Here is a 16,113-nt window from a genome sequence, read left to right as displayed (position 1 = left end):
TTAGTGATGCCCGCCTTCGAGATAGGCGGCGCGCACTTCCGGATTGGCGAGCAGCTCCTTGCCGGTGCCGCTCATGGTCACATTGCCGTTGACCATGACGTAGCCGCGATTGGCGAGCTTGAGCGCGCCGAAGGCGTTCTGCTCGACCAGGAACACGGTCAACCCCTGTGACCTGTTGAGCTCGCGAATGGCATCGAAGATTTGCTTGACGATCAGAGGCGCGAGCCCAAGCGACGGCTCGTCCAGCAGAAGCAGCTTCGGCCTCCCCATCAGCGCGCGTCCGATCGACAGCATCTGCTGCTCGCCGCCCGACAGCGTACCGCCGCGCTGGTTGATGCGCTCCTTGAGCCGCGGGAACAGTGCGAACACCTTCTCGGCATCCTCGTCGAAATGCCTGAGGTTATCGATGCTGGCGCCCATCTGCAGGTTTTCCATCACCGTCATGCGCGGGAAAATGCGGCGTCCCTCCGGCGACTGGGCGATGCGCAGCCTGGCAATCTCGTGCGTCGGCATCTGGGTGATGTTGGTGCCGGCAAAGGTGATGGTGCCGGCGCGAGCGCGTGGTGCTCCAAAAATGGTCATCATCAGCGTCGACTTGCCGGCGCCGTTGGCGCCGATCAGCGCCACGATCTCACCCTGGTTGACGGTGACGTCGACGCCGTTCAGCGCACGGATGTTGCCGTAATAGGTCTGCACGCCCTTGATATCGAGCAGCGTTGTGCCGGCCATTATTTACGCCCTCCACGCTTGCCCGCCGCGGGCTTGGCCGCCACTTCCTTCGCAAGCAGCTTCGCCTGGCCGATCCAGTCCTCGCGCGCTATGCGCCCGTCGAAGGCGAGATAGGCTTCGGCGGCTTCGATGTCGGCCTTCTTCCAGGCTGCGATCTGGTCGAAATGGAAGATGCCGTGCTCGTTCAGCTTCCTCTCGTTGACCGGGCCGATGCCCTTGATGCGGATCAGGCTGTCGGCCTTGCCGCCGCGTGGTGCATCGAGACGGTTTGAAATACCTGCGGTCTTCGCCGCCGGCGCCTTGGCGGCCGCTTTCTTCGGCGCGGCCTTCGCCGTGCCCGACTTCGCGGCCGGTTTGGCTGCCGCAGTGGACTTCGTCGACGCCGGGGCGACAGGCTTGCTGGCGACCGACGCGGAGCGCGCGTCGACTTGAGCCGCTTTCGACGCGCCCTTCGACACCGTGACTCGCTCGCCTTCGTCCCCGTGTTCGACGGTATCGGAAACCGGCCCGGCCATCATCGAAGAGGAATTGCCCGGACCATGCGCGGAGTCGGGGCCGGTATCGAGCTGTTCGATCACATCCTCGTCGCCGACCTCGGTAAGCACTTCTTGCACTTCCTCGTCGTCGACGCCGAGATAGGCAGCAATGACGCGCGGATCGGTGCGCACCGACTGCGGGTTGCCGTCGGAGATCTTGCGGCCATATTCGAGCACCACGACATGGTCGGAGATCTGCATGACCACCGACATGTCGTGCTCGATGAGCAGGATCGAGGTGCCGGTGTTGTCCTTGATGTCCATCAGGAGCTCATTGAGCGAGGCCGATTCCTTCGGATTGAGGCCGGCGGCCGGCTCGTCGAGGCACAGAAGCTCAGGGCCGGTGCACATGGCGCGCGCGATCTCCAGCCGCCGCTGCGCGCCATAGGGCAGGTCGCCGGCCGGATCGTCGGCGCGGTCGACGAGGTCGGCCTTCTCCAGCCAGTGCCTTGCGAGATCGATCGATTCGGCCGAGGCCTGGCGATAGCTCGGGACGCCGAACAGGCCGAGCAAGGTGTAGCCCGAGGCCTTCATCAGCTTGTTGTGCTGGGCGACCAAAAGGTTTTCGAGCAGCGTCATGCCCGAGAACAGGCGGATGTTCTGGAAGGTTCGTGCGACATTGGCACGCGCCGGAATCTCGTGGTTGGGCAGGCGCTCGAGCAGATAGGTCGAGCCGTCACGTTTGTTCAGCGTGATCATGCCCTCGGTGGGTTTGTAGAAGCCGGTGATGCAGTTGAACACCGTCGTCTTGCCGGCGCCGTTCGGCCCGATCAGCGCGGTGATCTCGCCGCGCCTGGCCTGGAAGGACAGGTCGCCGATGGCGACAAGGCCGCCGAACTTCATCGACAGGTGTTCGACCTGCAGGATGAAATCGCTCTGGGAAGCTTGCGCGTTCATTAGCCGTGGCCCTCCTTGGTGAAGGAGCCTGAGACAGCTCTCCGCTGCTTGAGGAAGGCGGTCGGCTCACGACTGCCGACGAAGCCGCGCGGCTTCCACAACATGACGATGACCATGGCCATGCCGAACAAAAGCATGCGGTAGAGTTCCGGCGTGAAGTCGGGACCGAACACACGCTTGAGGAAATCGAGCTCGCGCAGGATTTCGGTGCCGCCGATCATCACCAGAGCCGCCACCGCGATGCCGCCCAGTGAGCCCATACCGCCGAGCACGACTATGGCGAGGACGATTGCCGATTCCAGGAAGACGAAGGATTCGGGGCTGACGAAGCCTTGCCGGGCGGCGAAGAACGAGCCGGCGAAGCCGCCGAACATGGCGCCGGTGGCGAATGCCGTCAGCTTGGTGGTGGTGGTGTTGATGCCGAGCGAGCGGCAGGCGATCTCATCCTCGCGCAGCGCTTCCCAGGCGCGCCCGACCGGCAGGCGGCGCAGCCTAATGGTGACGAAGGCGGTTAGGAAGCAGAGCGCCAGGATCAGGTAGTAGAGGAATATTTTGTAGTAGGCGCCCGACTGGGTGATGTGCAGCACCTTGGCGATGTAGTTCGGGTCCGAGACGTTGAACGACATGAGCCCGAAGAAGGAAACCTTCGGGATGCCGGAGATGCCGGCCGAGCCGTTGGTCACCTCGCGCCAGTTGATGAGCACCAGGCGGATGATCTCGCCGAAGGCGAGCGTGACGATCGCCAGATAGTCGCCGCGCAGTCGCAGCACCGGGAAGCCGAGCATCACGCCCCAGAAGGCGGCCATGCAGCCGGCGGCCGGCAGCAGGATCCAGAACGACAGGCCGAAATGCGTGCCTAGCAGCGCATAGGCATAGGCGCCGACGGCATAGAAGGCGACGTAACCGAGATCGAGCAGGCCGGCCAGCCCGACGACGATGTTGAGGCCCCAGGCCAGCATCACATAGATCAAGATCTGGATGCCGAAATTGTCGACCCATTTCAGCGAGCCCTGAAAGCCGAACGCCATGACCATCACGATTGGATAGGCGATCAGCACCGTGGCGCCGATCTTGTTGAAGTTGCGCCGCACAAAACCCGGTTCCGCCACGGCCACCGCGGGCGCCTTGGCCTTTTCTGCCCTGGACCGCTCGATCGCCGGGACCGCATAGGCGATATAGAGGAAGCGGCCGACAGCAACGGCGACGACCACCAGGGCAAGCAGGCCCCAGCGCTGCACCAGGATCAGTTCGTTGTTGATGTTCTGATCGGTCCTGAGACCGATGAACAGCACGAACAAGCCGAGCGCAATCGCGCCGGCATAGAGCGCTTCGCGGAATGCGCGTTGGATGGGAGGGACGACGACGTCGCGCTCCGGAGATACGGTAACGGCCATGAGGATCAGACCTTTTCGACTTCAGGCCGGCCCAGGATGCCGGAGGGCAGGAAGATGAGCACGATCGCCAGGATCGAGAAGGCTGCGACGTCCTTGTAGTCGATCGAGAAATAGGCCGACCACATGCTCTCGATGAAGCCGATCAAAAGCCCGCCGAGCACCGCGCCCGGCAGCGAGCCGATGCCGCCGAGCACCGCCGCGGTAAAAGCCTTCACGCCCGGCACGAAGCCGTCGGAAAACACCACGACGCCGTAATACATCAGGAACAGCGTGCCCGCGACCGCGGCAAGCGCCGCGCCCATGATGAAGGTGATGGAGATAGTGCGGTCGACGTCGACGCCAAGCAGCGCCGCCATCTTGCGGTCCTGCTCGCAGGCGCGCTGCGCCCGCCCCAGCGCCGTCCTGTTGACGAGATACCAGAAGATGACCAGCAGCACCGCCGTCACCAGAACGATGATGATCTGCTTCAGCGAGACGCTGATGCCGTCGACCGTGTAGACCTGGCTGACCAGCGGCGGGATCGGCTTGTTGCGCGGACCCTGCGTGACCTGCACGAAGTTGGACAGCGCGATCGACATGCCGATGGCAGTGATCAGCGGCGCCAGCCGGAACGATCCGCGCAGCGGCCGGTAGGCCACCTTCTCGATCGTCCAGTTGTAGAGGCTGGTGAGCAGCATGCCGACGATCATCATGATCAGAAGCGCCACCACCACAGGCACGGAATAGAACATCGCGCCGAGGATGAGGAAGACGATGAGGGCCGTGAAGGCGCCGACCATGAAGATGTCGCCATGGGCGAAATTGATCATGCCGATGATGCCGTAGACCATCGTGTAGCCGATCGCGATCAGCCCATAGATAGATCCCAGCGTCAGCCCATTGATAAGCTGCTGGACGAAGTACTGCATATTTATGCGGCTCCCCTGGAATGTCGCCCGTGTCCCGGTCGCACCCCTTTTCGTATTTCCCCTAGTCGTAAAGTTTCGAGCCCGGATTGCAACGTGATTTTTCAATCGCCGGGCGTGGTTTGGAAGCACGCCGCCCGATTGCCCGTTTTTTCGCACCCGGCCCCTGGACTATCGCGGACCCTATCATTGGCACAACGCAATGTCTTTGACGATTCAGCCGTATCATGCGCGCCGTTTCGAAGAAATCTCCGTCAAAATAAGTTGATGAGACGATTCCTTGCGTCGACAAACGCGGTCGGTTTAGCGATCCCGCCCCTTCCGCTGGGTCAGGATTCCGCGAGGTGTGACAGTCATGCGACAGCGAGGCGACACCGCCGGCCTCCTCAGTTCAGATGGTCGACGCGAGAAAAGGCGGCACGCGGTCGAGCGTCGGAAAAACCGCGTTCGGGGCGTAGTCGGGCAGCGGTTTGCGGCCGGTCCCCCTGTCGATCCAGATGCATCGGAATCCGAGATCGCGGGCGGCAGCGAGATCGTGATGCGGGCTGGCGCAGATATGCACGATATCGCCGCGCCGACACCGAGCGCATCGTGGGCGAAATCGAAGATCTGCCGGGCCGGCTTGTAGGCGCCGGCCTGCTGCGCGGTAATGACGCGGTCGATGTGGCCGCCGAGCTGCGCGACATTGCCGGCGATGATGTCGTCATCGGTGTTGGAAATGATGCAGAGCTTGAATCCTTGCGCTTTCAGTAGCCCGAGCGCGGACACGACTTCAGGGAATGGCGGCATTCGGGAGATGGGGCCGGTCAACACCTCGACGTCGTTCGGCGAACAGGCGAGCTTCAATTCCTGCATCGCCAGGCGCAGCCCTTCGCCGGCCACAATAGGGCCTCTTGTCTTCCGGCTCTGCGGGGCAATGCTTGACCGGCAGACCATGGTTCTGCGCTCAGTAAGCAGAGCCTCCGTCTCCGTTGAGGACATGCCTCTCCGTTCCGTTGAGCGGCGGATTGAAGACGCTGACCAGAACCATGTCGCCGGTGCTGTCGGCGCGCAGGAAATGGTCGTCGTGGGCATCAAGCACATAGATCGTGCCCGGCTCGATGCGATGGACGCTGCCGGCCATGTCCTCGACCTCGCCGCTGCCCGAGATGCAGTAGCAGGCCTCCAGGTGACGCCGGTACTGCAGGCGCGATTCACTGCCTGCGCGCACGACGGTGTGGCAGACCGTGAACCCCATGCCGTCATGCCGCGTCAGCAACCGGTGGCTGGTGCCATTGCCCCAGTCAACGAAGAAGTCAGTTTTTTCTACATCTGCCAGTTGCCGGGTAAACATGGGAGCCTTTCCAATCGCAGTGGGCTGGAAGCGTTGGCGCTTCCTGATCGGCAGGATTGATCGACTTCTCTGACCATCTCGGATAGAAGTTCAAGCTGCGGCAGGATCAATGGCGCAATATGGGCCGCGCTTCAAATGATGGATTTTAGCGCTACCTGTTAGAGATTCTTACAGATGGATTATCTGCCGCTGAATGCAATCCGGGCTTTTGAAGCGACCGCCCGCCACCTCAGCTTTTCCGCCGCCGGTGAGGAGCTTCACGTCACCCACCCTGCCATCAGCCACCAGATAAGGCGCTTGGAGGAATGGCTCGGCGTGGCGCTGTTTCATCGCGATGCCCGCAAGGTGCGCTTGACCGACGCAGGGCTGGCCTTGCAGGCGTCGGCGAGCGCGGCGCTCTCCGATCTGGCGATCGCCTGCCGGCGTATCCGCAGGAACGCCGTCGCAGCGTCGCTATCGGTGGGCTGTATCCCTTCCATTGCCAGCCGTTGGCTGGTCCCGCGCCTGTCGGACTTTACTGCCCGTCACCCCGAGATTGCGATCCGCGTCGCCTATGCGAAGGCCGAGGATCGGCTCGATGACGACAACGACGTCCTGATCACTCTCGGCGCGGATCCGTCTCCGAGGGCCACCAGCCTCAAGCTCTTTTCCCGCATCAGCAAACCCGCCTGCAGCCCGCACTACCTGGCTCGCAAAGGCCAGCTCGGAGCGCCGGCGGACATTGCCGCGGCCGACCTTTTGCATGACGAAACTCGGCAGGGCTGGCGCGATTGGTTCTCGCAGGCCGGCATGGCCGGTGCCGATGTCGGCAACGGGCCCGTCTTTGCTGATTTCAACATACTGGCGACGGCCGTCATCGCCGGCCACGGCGTCGCCCTCTGCCCGATCGAAGTCTTTCGCGAGGAATTGCGGCGCGGCGATCTCGTTGTCGTCTCCGACATCGCGACCGACGAGGACAAAGGCTACTATCTCACCATGTCGGCGCAGCCCTCGGCGGCCGAGATCACATTTGCCGACTGGTTTCGCGATCAGGTTTCGACGGGCGGCAAGGCGGCCTGACGCCTCGACCGGATGCGATTATTTGACGACGAATCCATGCGCGAACGGATCGCGGTCATCGATGAAGATGGTGTTCAGTCCCGTCATGCGCGCCCAGCCGCCGATCGAGGGGATGATCGCCGGTTTGCCGGCCACGCTGACCTCTTTTTCGACCCTGCCCTTGAACAGCGAGCCGATGATCGATTCATGCACGAAACTGTCGCCGGCCTTGAGCTTGCCCTTGGCGTGGAGCTGTGCCATGCGCGCCGAGGTTCCGGTGCCGCAAGGCGAGCGGTCGATCGCCTTGTCGCCATAGAAGACGGCGTTGCGCGCATCGGCCTCGGCATCTCTCGGCTTGCCGGTCCACAGCATGTGCGACAGCCGGTTGATGCCGGGATTCTCCGGATGCACGAATGAGTATTTCTCGTTGAGCCGCTGGCGCACCACCGGGCTCCAGGCGATGAGATCGCCGGCCGAATGATCGGCCATGTCGCGATAGTTCTTCTGCGGTTCGACGATGGCGTAGAAATTGCCGCCATAGGCGACGTCGACGCTGATCTCGCCAAGCACCGGGCATTCGACCGTCAGTCCTTCGGCATAGAGGAAGGACGGCACGTTGGTGATGCGCACTTCCTCGACATATTCGCCGACTTGGCTGTATTCGGCGATGACGAGGCCGGCCGGCGTGTCGAGCCTGAGCACACCCGGCGTCTTCGGCTTCACCAGACCGTGCTCGATCGCCATCGTGACGGTGCCGATCGTGCCGTGGCCGCACATCGGCAGGCAGCCCGAGGTCTCGATGAACAGGATCGCGATATCGCAGTCCTCGCGCGTCGGCGGATAGAGGATCGAGCCCGACATCACGTCATGGCCGCGCGGCTCGAACATCAGCCCGGTGCGGATCCAGTCATACTCGGCAAGAAAATGCGCGCGCCGCTCCATCATCGTCGCGCCCTGGAGCAGCGGCCCGCCGCCGGCGACCAGCCGCACCGGGTTGCCGCAGGTGTGGCCGTCGATGCAGAAGAAGGATTTCTTAGCCATGATGCTTCCTAGAGCAATTTCAGGAAAAGTGTGAAGCGGTTTTCCGTCCGAAATTGCGTCAAAACAAAAGGACTTTCAGAACCGTTGCGGGCGGAAAGGGGCGAGATCGAGCGATGGAGCCTGCCCGAGAACGAGATCGCGGATCAAGCGGCCGGTCGCAGCAGCCTGGGTCAGGCCGAGATGGCCGTGACCGAAAGCATAAAATATGCTCGGCACCTGCGCCGCGCCGATCACCGGCAGCGAATCCGGCAGCGACGGTCGGAATCCCATCCACTCGCGCCCGCCCGACGGATCGAGTCCCGGCAGGAAGCGTCGTGCTTTTTCCAGCATCGCCTTCGAGCGCGCGTAGTTCGGCGGCCGCTCGATGCCGCCGAGCTCGACGGCGCCGCCGACGCGCAGGCCCGTTTGCAGCGGCGTGATGACGAAGCCGTGCCCGGAAAAGATCAATTGCCGCTTCACGTCGAAGGCTGACACCGGCAGCGTCGTGTTGTAGCCGCGCTCGGTCTCCAGCGGGATGCGGTCGCCGAGATTCCTGGCCAGCAGATGCGACCACGCGCCGGCCGCAATGACGAGTCGCCTCGCCTTCCGCCTCGTGCCGTCGGCAAGCACGATCGTGGCGCCATCCGCGCCGGCTTCGACGCGATCGATGCGCCCATGCTCGAAGCGGGCGCCGAGCCGCTCCGCATAGGCCCAAACCGCCTTGCCGAGCAGCTGCGGATCGGCGACCGTCTTCCAACTCGGCACGAAGGTGCCCTTGACGAAGCGCGATGACAGGCCGGGCTGCAGAGCCGCCATCTCCTCGCCCTCGACATGGTGGAAGCCGATGCCGAAGCGCTCGCGAGCCGCCCAACCAGACAATGAGGCGCGGAACTCCGCCTCGCTTTCGTAGAGTTCGAGCGAGCCCTCCTCGCGCAGCATCGGCTTCGTGCTGGAGCGGTCGAGCAGGCCCATCCATTCGGCCTCGGCGAGCTTCATCATGCCGACCTGCGCCGCGAGGCTCGCTTCGTAATGCTTGCCGGCACCGGCGCGCCAGAAGCGGAATAGCCAAGGCAGGAGTTTGGGCAGATAGGCGGGCGGAATGGTCAGAGGCCCGAGCGGATCGGCAAGCCATTTCGGCAACTGCCTGATCATGCCCTTATGCGCCAGCGGCAGCACGTCGGAGAAGGCGAAGGCGGCGGCGTTGCCCGAGCTCGTCTCCTCGCAGATGCCGGTGCGGTCGAAGACGGTGACGCCGCGGCCCGCCTCGGTGAGCAGCGCCGCCGCGCAGATGCCGATGATGCCGCCGCCGATGACGGCGATGTCGATCGAAATATCGCTTGTCATGGCTGCATGCCGCGCCGCATGTCTTCGCCTCGCTCCGCGCCCTGCAACATTTTCACCTTCAAAAGGCCGGCAGTACCGGGCGCACGGCCAGCGCATCCCTGACGATCTTTTCCACCGCCTTGCGGCGCTCGCCCGACAGCGGCCGGCGCGGCATGCGAACGCGGTCATTGGTATCGATCGCCAGCACTTCAGCAAGCTTGATGTTTTGGACCAGATAGGTCGAGACATCGAGGTCGAGCAGCGGCCGGAACCAGCGGTAGATCTTCAGCGCTTCCTCGCGGCGGCCCTTTCTCATCAGTTGGTAGATGGCCACGGTCTCGCGTGGGAAGGCGGTGACCAGGCCGGCCACCCAGCCGATCGCGCCGACCGACAGCGCCTCGAAGGCGAGGTTGTCGACGCCGGTGAAGAGATCGTAGCGGTCGCCGAGGCTGTTGATGATTTCGGTCGAGCGACGGATGTCGTCGGACGATTCCTTGATGGCGACGAAACGCTTGTCGGAGGCGAGCTCCTCCATCAGGTCGACGGTGACGTCGACGCGATAGGCGAGCCGGTTGGAGTAGATCATGACCGGCAGGTCACCGGCTTCCGCGACGGCGCGAAGAGCGGCGACCGTCTCTTGGCGGTCGGTGTGGTAGATCGGGCTCGGCACTACCATAAGGCCATTGGCACCCTCCCTGGCGGCGCGGCGCGCGATGCTTGCCGCTTCGCGCGTGCCGGGCTCGTTGACGGTCAGAAGCACCGGCTTGTTGCCGGCGACCTTCTGCGCCGTCTTCAGCACCTCGATCTTCTCGTCATGCGACAGCATCGGCCCTTCGCCGAGCGAGCCGCAGACGATGATGCCGTCGCAGCCGGCCTCCATCTGCAATCCGTAGCAGCGTTCCATCTCGGCATGGTCGAGGCGGTCGTCGGCGGTGAATTTGGTCGTGACTGCGGGGAAAACTCCGGCCCACATGGCTGATCTCCATCTGATATATCAGCCGTATATTTATTAAGAACTGGCCTGTCAACGCTGAATCCGCTATGATATATAAAAAATATATCAGGAGCCTGCCTTTGATATCCCCACTGATGTCCATCGAGACGAACCCGGCCTTCGAGCCGGTCGCGACCAAAGCCTATCGCGTGCTGGAGCAAATGATCGTGACCCTCGAACTGGCGCCGGCGAGCTTCGTTACCGAGGGCGCGCTAATCGAGCGGCTGGGCCTCGGCCGCACCCCGGTGCGCGAGGCGATCCAGAGGCTGGCCTGGGAGGGCTTGCTCGACGTCAGGCCGCGCGCCGGCATCGCGGTGGCGCCGCTTCACCCCGGCGACTGGCTGCGCGTCATCGACGCCAGGCGCGGCATCGAGGTGGTGCTTGCCCGCTCCGCCGCCCGCTTCGTCACCCGCGAGGCCGCGGACCTGTTTCACGATGCGGCGCTGGCCATGCAGAAGGCGGTGATCTCCGGCAACGTGCTTGCCTTCATCCAGGCCGACAAGGCGCTCGACGAAGCCCTGGCGATCGCGGCCGACAACCCCTTCGCGGCGCGCGTCGCCGCCCCCCTGCAGACGCACAGCCGCCGCTTCTGGTTCCGTTATAAGGCGGATACTGGCCTTGCCGAGTCGGCCGAGCATCATGTCGCGTTGATCCGCTCGATCCTGGACGGCGACGAGGAAGCCGCCGCCAAGGATGCCAAGAAGCTGATGACGCTGCTGCGCGGCCACGCCGAGGTGGCCGCGACGCGTTGAGCCGGCAGGTCTTCACTTGCCCAGGCGTTTCAACCGCCCGGCTGCCTGACTGCGGTGGCCAGTGTGTCTTCCCATCCGTCGCCCGCCGCCAGGATGCAGCTTTGGCCTTTGACGTCGGTCATCAGGATGGTCCAGGTTCCGCTTGCCGACACAAAGACCTCGAAGATGGCGGCTTCTCCGGCCACGCCGTAGCCGAGCCGTTTCTCCTCGAATGCCGCCGTCAGTCTCGAGACCAGATAGTCATGGCCGCCGCAGATGACTTGCGATTGCGCGGGGAATGACGACAGCATCATCACGGAGCCGATGGCCGCCGGCTTCATCCATCGATACGAAAAAATGCGTGCCATAGGGCACCTCCTTTGCCTTCGCATTCCGGCAAGGGAGGCACATTCGGCCGCCTCAGTGTGCCGGAACGCTCCAGGCCGGATTGGACGTCTTCATCGCGTCACTCCTTCTGGTTTCCGGTCTGTCGCAGGGAGATTATGCCTCCCTGGATTCGATATGGTGAACCCCGGCCTCGTAAACAAGCAGGCGTTGGGAGCGCCTCGGCCGATGTTCGCTCAAGAGCCGTTGGGGTGCTTTAGCCAGGCCGCCTGGCTGTTCAGGCGCCCGGCAAGGCAGCCTTGATCGAAGGACTGTCCCAGCCTTCGCCGACGGAAAGGATGCAGCTTTGCCCTTTGGTGTCGGAGGCAAGGACGGTCCAGCTGCCCTGGTCGGAGACGAAGATCTCGAGCACGACGTTCGGATTGATCAGCCCGCGCCCTGCTTCGCTTTCGTGGAACTTGTCGCCGAGCGCCTTGATGATGTCGGCGCGCGGTGCGCATTGCGCGGCCGCATTGGCCTGGACGATCCCGCCGGCCACCGCAGCCGCAGCAAGGAACGTCGTCGCCAAAAGAAATCGTGTCATCTGACACCTCCTCGCGCCAGACGAGAACCCCGGCAGCAACCGGCGCTGTTGATTAGCCTGCACGCATCGCAGGAATACAGGCTAAGGCGGATGGCCGCCTGTTGGTTCCATCACACAGCGGCGGAATTATTAGGACGTGCAGATGCGCTCGGCGCGTGTCGCGTCGAAAGTCATTTACTTCAAGCTGCATTGCGCTTTGTCGAGACGTGCACCGGGCAGCGTGACAAGCTTGCCTGCAATATGAATGAGGTGAAGGCCAACGAGCCTCCCTCCATAAGCCCAAAAAGAAAGCGCGGCCGGCGCCACGCTTTCTTCTTTGTTGGCTTTCTCAGGTCGGTTGGTCGTCGGAATGACGAATTCAGCGCCATCCTTGATGCCTTGCCGCGCGCCCGCAGCCGCAAGGCGGCGAGGACGCGCTAACAAGGAAACCGTCGGGCTGGTTCATCGTCGGGATGACGAACTCAGCGCCATCCTTAATGCCTTGCCGCGCGCCCGCAGCCGCAACGCGGCGAGGACGCGCAAACAAGGAAACCGTCGGGCTAGTTCATCGTCGGAATGACGAATTCAGCGCCGTCCTTGATGCCTTGCCGCGCGCCCGCAGCCGCGACGCGGCGAGGACGCGCAAACAAGGAAACCGTCGGGCTAGTTCATCGTCGGAATGACGAATTCAGCGCCATCCTTGATGCCCGACGGCCAGCGCGAGGTGACCGTCTTGGTCTTGGTATAGAAGCGGAACGCGTCAGGCCCGTGCTGGTTGAGGTCGCCGAAGGACGAGGCCTTCCAGCCGCCGAAGGTGTAATAGGCGATCGGCACCGGGATCGGCACGTTGACGCCGACCATGCCGACCTGGACCCTGGAAGCGAAGTCACGCGCGGCGTCGCCGTCGCGGGTGAAGATGGCGACGCCGTTGCCCATCTCGTGGTCGTTGGCGAGCTTGATGGCGTTCTCGTAGGTCGGCGCGCGCACCACGGACAGCACCGGCCCGAAAATCTCTTCCTTGTAGATGCGCATGTCCGGCGTCACGTTGTCGAACAGGCAGCCACCCATATAGTAGCCGCTCTCGTAGCCCTGCATCTTGAAGCCGCGGCCGTCGACGACGAGCTTGGCGCCTTCCTTGACCCCGAGATCGACGTAACCCTTCACGCGCTCCAGTGCCTGCGCCGTTACCAGCGGGCCGAAATCGGCGGAAGAATCCGTCGACGGACCGACCTTCAGGCTTTCGACGCGCGGCACCAGCTTCTCCATCAGCCGGTTGGCGGTGTCGTTGCCGACCGGCACGGCCACCGAAATCGCCATGCAGCGCTCGCCGGCCGAGCCGTATCCGGCGCCGATGAGGGCGTCGACGGTCTGGTCCATGTCGGCGTCGGGCATGATGATCATGTGGTTCTTGGCGCCGCCGAAGCATTGCACGCGTTTTCCCGCCGCGCAGCCGCGCGCATAGATGTACTGGGCGATCGGCGTCGAGCCGACGAAGCCGATGGCCTTGATGTCCGGATCGTCGAGGATGGCGTCTACCACCTCCTTGTCGCCGTTGACGACGTTCAGCACGCCTTCCGGCAGGCCGGCCTCGATGAACAGCTCGGCGATGCGGATCGGCACGCCCGGATCGCGTTCCGACGGCTTCAGGATGAAGGCGTTGCCGCAGGCGATCGCCGGCGCGATCTTCCACAGCGGGATCATCGCCGGGAAGTTGAACGGCGTGATGCCGGCGACGACGCCGAGCGGCTGACGCATCGAATAGGTGTCGATGCCGGGGCCGGCGCCGTCGGTGAACTCGCCCTTCATCATGTGCGGCGCGCCGATGCAGACCTCGACCACCTCGAGGCCGCGCTGGATGTCGCCGCGCGCGTCGGCGATCGTCTTGCCGTGCTCGCGCGCCAGGATATCGGCCAGCTCTTCATAGTCGCGCTGGACCAGCTCGAGAAACTTCATCAGCACGCGCACGCGGCGCTGCGGGTTGGTGGCGCCCCACTTGACCTGCGCGGCCTTGGCGTTCTCGACCGCGGCGCGCAGTTCCTGCGCCGAGGCCAGCGCCACCGTGGCGCGGACGGAGCCGTCCATCGGCTGCATGACATCCTGCTTGCGGCCGCTGGTGCCGGCGACACGCTTGCCGCCGATGAAATGACCGTATTCGATCATGGTTTCTCTCCCTGTTTGGTGATGAGGCATTGTCCGCCTTTGCGCCGGCGATGGCAACGCGAGGAAGATCGCAACCGTTGTGCGGAAAATAGACAGCGGCACGAAGCTGTGCATTAATTGCCGCAAATGGTGAGATGCGTCTGCCGTCGATAGGATCGCTTACGTTGAGCTTCGTCGCGCCCCCCTCTGTGCTGTCGGACATCTCCCCCGCTTGGGGGGAGATTGCGCTCTCATTTTTGCCTTCGCCAACTACCAACGTCGAAACAGATGAGCCGGCGGCGGAGCTGCCGATCTCCCCCCTTGTGGGGGAGATGTCCGGCAGGACAGAGGGGGGCGCGAAGGAACGCGGCTTTGACCGTTATCATCAAGGTCATCCCCATGAACTGGGATGACGTGCGCATCTTCCTCGCCGTGGCGCGCGCCGGGCAGATCCTCGGCGCGGCAAAACGCCTGGAGCTCAACCATGCCACCGTCTCGCGTCGCATCGCGGCGCTCGAGGAAGCGCTGCGCACGAAGCTCTTCCGTCGCCTGACCACCGGCAGCGAGCTGACACCGGCCGGCGAGCGCTTCCTCGACATCGCCGAACGCATGGAGGGCGACATGATCGCCGCGCGCTCGACCATCGCCGGCGAGGGCGACGACGTCTCCGGCACGGTGCGCATCGGCGCGCCCGACGGTTTCGGCGTCGCTTTCCTCGCCAAGCGCCTGGGCGAGATCACAGCTTTGCACCGCGAGCTCACCATCCAGCTGGTGCCGGTGCCGCGTTCCTTCTCGCTGTCGCGGCGCGAGGCCGACATCGCCATCACCGTCGAGCGGCCGACCGAGGGACGATTGGTGGCGGGAAAGCTGGTCGACTATACGCTCGGGCTATTCGCCTCCCGCGCCTATGCCGAGGCGAATGGCCTGCCCAGGATGGCAGCCGAGCTCGGCCGGCACACGCTGATCGGCTACGTTCCCGACCTCATCGTCAGTCCCTCGCTCGACTACGCCGCCGAGTTCAGCCCGGACTGGCGCTCGAGCTTCGCCATCTCCTCGGCGCTCGGCCAGGCGGAAGCGGTGCGCTCCGGCGCGGGTATCGGCATCCTGCACACTTTCGTCGCCCGCTCGATGCCCGAGCTGGTGCCGGTCGACATCGTCGCGCCCATCCGCCGCGCCTATTGGCTGGTCTATCACGAATCGGTGAGGCCGCTGCGCCGCGTCCAGCTCGTCGCCAATTTCATCACCAAGGCCGTCGAGCGGGAACGCGGGCTTTTTGTCTAGAACATTATCTAGCTGTGACCGCTTAAGCGAAACGTTCCCCGGCACAGAAACGTCGACCGGTCGGCTATGTTCGCGTTGACAGCTGCTATGCCTTGAACATTGGCCGAGACGGTCCGACCTCGTTGGGAGGCTTCAGCCAATCCCCAACGCCTGCGCTGATTTCACCGAAATGGATGGTGAAAATCTTGCCCGCAGAGGCCTGCAACCTTTCAAATCCCGGCGTTGAGGAACTAATCCGCGTCGAGCACGAACGAGCTCACCACCTTTTCGGCCTCTTCCGCCACCGGCGCCCACTTCCGCGCCGCCTCTTCGGCGTCGTCGCCCGTGATCCCGCAGTTCACGAAGCCGAAATGCGCGCGACGCAGCGTAAGCGCAATGCTGGAATGACCGTGGAAGCTGACATTGTCATCGAAATAGTAGAAATCCATATCTGCTATCCGCACGGGGTAGCCGTCCGGAAATCGAGCAAGCCTGTCCTTGCTGAAGCTGGCCGAGCCAAAGGCGACGCCGATCATCGTCTGCCAGTCGCTCGGCGACCAGTCCTTCTCGATGAAAGCCTTGGGATCGGGCGGATTGTCCGGATTGGACGGGTCGTAGGGATTCTCCGACACCCGGCAGACCAGGCCTTCCCCGGATCGGATCCTGAGCCGTATGGAGTTACCGGACGGGGCCTCGCTCGTCCATCCCTCGGGATAGGTCAGCGAAAAGCCATGCTCCTTGTCGTGAACGGTCTTGTCCGCGGCAAGCGCCGCCGAGGCGCAGACCAGATATCCGGTCGCTGCAATCAAAAGAATTGGCCGCATCAAAAACGCCTCCCGCCGTAGGCGACGATAGCACGACCGGTACTTCGAGAGCTTAAACTGCCTCGTCTCAATCCCTTTTTGTC

General features: G+C 63.7%; 16 protein-coding genes and 1 pseudogene. 4 read left to right on the top strand and 13 right to left on the bottom strand.

Annotated elements, in window-relative coordinates:
- The 6 genes and pseudogenes from QAZ22_RS07685 to QAZ22_RS07660 form a co-directional block, all read right to left on the bottom strand.
- Complete coding sequence (locus tag QAZ22_RS07685) at positions 1-729, bottom strand: ABC transporter ATP-binding protein (RefSeq protein WP_278206082.1); 729 nt, start codon at positions 727-729, stop codon at positions 1-3.
- Positions 729-2,162, bottom strand: a complete 1,434-nt coding sequence (locus tag QAZ22_RS07680) for an ATP-binding cassette domain-containing protein (RefSeq protein WP_278206081.1) — start codon at positions 2,160-2,162, stop codon at positions 729-731. The genes QAZ22_RS07685 and QAZ22_RS07680 overlap by 1 nt, the downstream gene beginning before the upstream one ends.
- Positions 2,162-3,556, bottom strand: coding sequence for a high-affinity branched-chain amino acid ABC transporter permease LivM (gene livM / locus QAZ22_RS07675; RefSeq protein ID WP_278206080.1), 1,395 nt, complete (start codon positions 3,554-3,556; stop codon positions 2,162-2,164). Before livM ends, QAZ22_RS07680 begins: the two co-directional genes overlap by 1 nt.
- 5 nt (positions 3,557-3,561) lie before the next feature.
- Positions 3,562-4,464: a branched-chain amino acid ABC transporter permease LivH gene (locus tag QAZ22_RS07670; RefSeq protein ID WP_278077770.1), complete on the bottom strand. Its 903-nt coding sequence runs from the start codon at positions 4,462-4,464 to the stop codon at positions 3,562-3,564.
- A gap of 388 nt (positions 4,465-4,852) precedes the next feature.
- Positions 4,853-5,328, bottom strand: a pseudogene (locus tag QAZ22_RS07665) (HAD hydrolase-like protein); the annotation flags it as partial.
- Between the two features lie 79 nt (positions 5,329-5,407).
- Positions 5,408-5,794, bottom strand: coding sequence for an ectoine synthase (locus QAZ22_RS07660; protein WP_278206079.1), 387 nt, complete (start codon positions 5,792-5,794; stop codon positions 5,408-5,410).
- Between the two features lie 174 nt (positions 5,795-5,968).
- Between QAZ22_RS07660 and QAZ22_RS07655 the strand changes: the two genes are divergently transcribed.
- A complete protein-coding gene (locus QAZ22_RS07655) occupies positions 5,969-6,853 on the top strand; it encodes a LysR substrate-binding domain-containing protein (RefSeq protein WP_278206078.1) in 885 nt (294 codons plus the stop codon).
- Between the two features lie 18 nt (positions 6,854-6,871).
- Here the strand turns inward: QAZ22_RS07655 and QAZ22_RS07650 are convergent, their stop codons facing one another.
- From QAZ22_RS07650 to QAZ22_RS07640, 3 genes are all read right to left on the bottom strand, one after another.
- The gene (locus tag QAZ22_RS07650) at positions 6,872-7,873 is read right to left on the bottom strand and encodes a 4-hydroxyproline epimerase (RefSeq protein WP_278206077.1); all 1,002 of its coding nucleotides are present in this window, start codon (positions 7,871-7,873) and stop codon (positions 6,872-6,874) included.
- Positions 7,874-7,948: 75 nt separating this feature from the next.
- Complete coding sequence (locus QAZ22_RS07645) at positions 7,949-9,196, bottom strand: FAD-dependent oxidoreductase (RefSeq protein ID WP_278206076.1); 1,248 nt, start codon at positions 9,194-9,196, stop codon at positions 7,949-7,951.
- 58 nt (positions 9,197-9,254) lie between these two features.
- Entirely contained in the window at positions 9,255-10,148 is an 894-nt protein-coding gene (locus QAZ22_RS07640; protein ID WP_278206075.1) for a dihydrodipicolinate synthase family protein, read from the bottom strand.
- A gap of 116 nt (positions 10,149-10,264) precedes the next feature.
- Between QAZ22_RS07640 and QAZ22_RS07635 the strand changes: the two genes are divergently transcribed.
- The gene (locus QAZ22_RS07635) at positions 10,265-10,921 is read left to right on the top strand and encodes a GntR family transcriptional regulator (RefSeq protein ID WP_278206074.1); all 657 of its coding nucleotides are present in this window, start codon (positions 10,265-10,267) and stop codon (positions 10,919-10,921) included.
- 29 nt (positions 10,922-10,950) lie between these two features.
- Here QAZ22_RS07635 and QAZ22_RS07630 read toward each other — a convergent pair whose 3' ends face one another.
- Together QAZ22_RS07630 and QAZ22_RS07625 are read right to left on the bottom strand one after the other, a co-directional pair.
- Positions 10,951-11,268 carry a hypothetical protein gene (locus tag QAZ22_RS07630; RefSeq protein ID WP_278206073.1) on the bottom strand — a complete coding sequence of 106 codons (318 nt, stop codon included), beginning with the start codon at positions 11,266-11,268 and terminating at the stop codon, positions 10,951-10,953.
- Between the two features lie 254 nt (positions 11,269-11,522).
- A complete protein-coding gene (locus QAZ22_RS07625) occupies positions 11,523-11,828 on the bottom strand; it encodes a hypothetical protein (protein ID WP_278206072.1) in 306 nt (101 codons plus the stop codon).
- A gap of 48 nt (positions 11,829-11,876) precedes the next feature.
- On the opposite strand from QAZ22_RS07625, the gene QAZ22_RS07620 reads away from it, so the two are divergent.
- A complete protein-coding gene (locus QAZ22_RS07620) occupies positions 11,877-12,248 on the top strand; it encodes a hypothetical protein (protein ID WP_278206071.1) in 372 nt (123 codons plus the stop codon).
- Between the two features lie 222 nt (positions 12,249-12,470).
- Here QAZ22_RS07620 and QAZ22_RS07615 read toward each other — a convergent pair whose 3' ends face one another.
- Positions 12,471-13,967 carry a CoA-acylating methylmalonate-semialdehyde dehydrogenase gene (locus tag QAZ22_RS07615; RefSeq protein WP_278077762.1) on the bottom strand — a complete coding sequence of 499 codons (1,497 nt, stop codon included), beginning with the start codon at positions 13,965-13,967 and terminating at the stop codon, positions 12,471-12,473.
- A 378-nt stretch (positions 13,968-14,345) separates the two neighbouring features.
- On the opposite strand from QAZ22_RS07615, the gene QAZ22_RS07610 reads away from it, so the two are divergent.
- Positions 14,346-15,227: a LysR family transcriptional regulator gene (locus QAZ22_RS07610; RefSeq protein WP_278207793.1), complete on the top strand. Its 882-nt coding sequence runs from the start codon at positions 14,346-14,348 to the stop codon at positions 15,225-15,227.
- A 230-nt stretch (positions 15,228-15,457) separates the two neighbouring features.
- Here QAZ22_RS07610 and QAZ22_RS07605 read toward each other — a convergent pair whose 3' ends face one another.
- Positions 15,458-16,030, bottom strand: a complete 573-nt coding sequence (locus QAZ22_RS07605) for a hypothetical protein (protein WP_278206070.1) — start codon at positions 16,028-16,030, stop codon at positions 15,458-15,460.
- Positions 16,031-16,113: the final 83 nt, after the last annotated feature.

Origin of the sequence: Mesorhizobium sp. WSM4906, from assembly GCF_029674625.1 — a bacterium.
Classification (GTDB): domain Bacteria; phylum Pseudomonadota; class Alphaproteobacteria; order Rhizobiales; family Rhizobiaceae; genus Mesorhizobium.
Note: the sequence above shows the minus strand (reverse complement) of the source record. Positions and strands in the feature narration are given on the sequence as shown.

Bases quoted from the DNA above. Each gene is read 5' to 3' on its own strand.
- QAZ22_RS07610 (WP_278207793.1), top strand. From the start codon at position 14,346: ATGAACTGGGATGACGTGCGCATCTTCCTCGCCGTGGCGCGCGCCGGG.
- QAZ22_RS07645 (WP_278206076.1), bottom strand. From the start codon at position 9,196: ATGACAAGCGATATTTCGATCGACATCGCCGTCATCGGCGGCGGCATC.
- QAZ22_RS07655 (WP_278206078.1), top strand. From the start codon at position 5,969: ATGGATTATCTGCCGCTGAATGCAATCCGGGCTTTTGAAGCGACCGCC.
- QAZ22_RS07625 (WP_278206072.1), bottom strand. From the start codon at position 11,828: ATGACACGATTTCTTTTGGCGACGACGTTCCTTGCTGCGGCTGCGGTG.
- QAZ22_RS07685 (WP_278206082.1), bottom strand. From the start codon at position 729: ATGGCCGGCACAACGCTGCTCGATATCAAGGGCGTGCAGACCTATTAC.
- QAZ22_RS07650 (WP_278206077.1), bottom strand. From the start codon at position 7,873: ATGGCTAAGAAATCCTTCTTCTGCATCGACGGCCACACCTGCGGCAAC.
- livM (WP_278206080.1), bottom strand. From the start codon at position 3,556: ATGGCCGTTACCGTATCTCCGGAGCGCGACGTCGTCGTCCCTCCCATC.
- QAZ22_RS07670 (WP_278077770.1), bottom strand. From the start codon at position 4,464: ATGCAGTACTTCGTCCAGCAGCTTATCAATGGGCTGACGCTGGGATCT.
- QAZ22_RS07680 (WP_278206081.1), bottom strand. From the start codon at position 2,162: ATGAACGCGCAAGCTTCCCAGAGCGATTTCATCCTGCAGGTCGAACAC.
- QAZ22_RS07640 (WP_278206075.1), bottom strand. From the start codon at position 10,148: ATGTGGGCCGGAGTTTTCCCCGCAGTCACGACCAAATTCACCGCCGAC.
- QAZ22_RS07615 (WP_278077762.1), bottom strand. From the start codon at position 13,967: ATGATCGAATACGGTCATTTCATCGGCGGCAAGCGTGTCGCCGGCACC.
- QAZ22_RS07635 (WP_278206074.1), top strand. From the start codon at position 10,265: ATGTCCATCGAGACGAACCCGGCCTTCGAGCCGGTCGCGACCAAAGCC.
- QAZ22_RS07630 (WP_278206073.1), bottom strand. From the start codon at position 11,268: ATGGCACGCATTTTTTCGTATCGATGGATGAAGCCGGCGGCCATCGGC.
- QAZ22_RS07605 (WP_278206070.1), bottom strand. From the start codon at position 16,030: ATGCGGCCAATTCTTTTGATTGCAGCGACCGGATATCTGGTCTGCGCC.
- QAZ22_RS07660 (WP_278206079.1), bottom strand. From the start codon at position 5,794: ATGTTTACCCGGCAACTGGCAGATGTAGAAAAAACTGACTTCTTCGTT.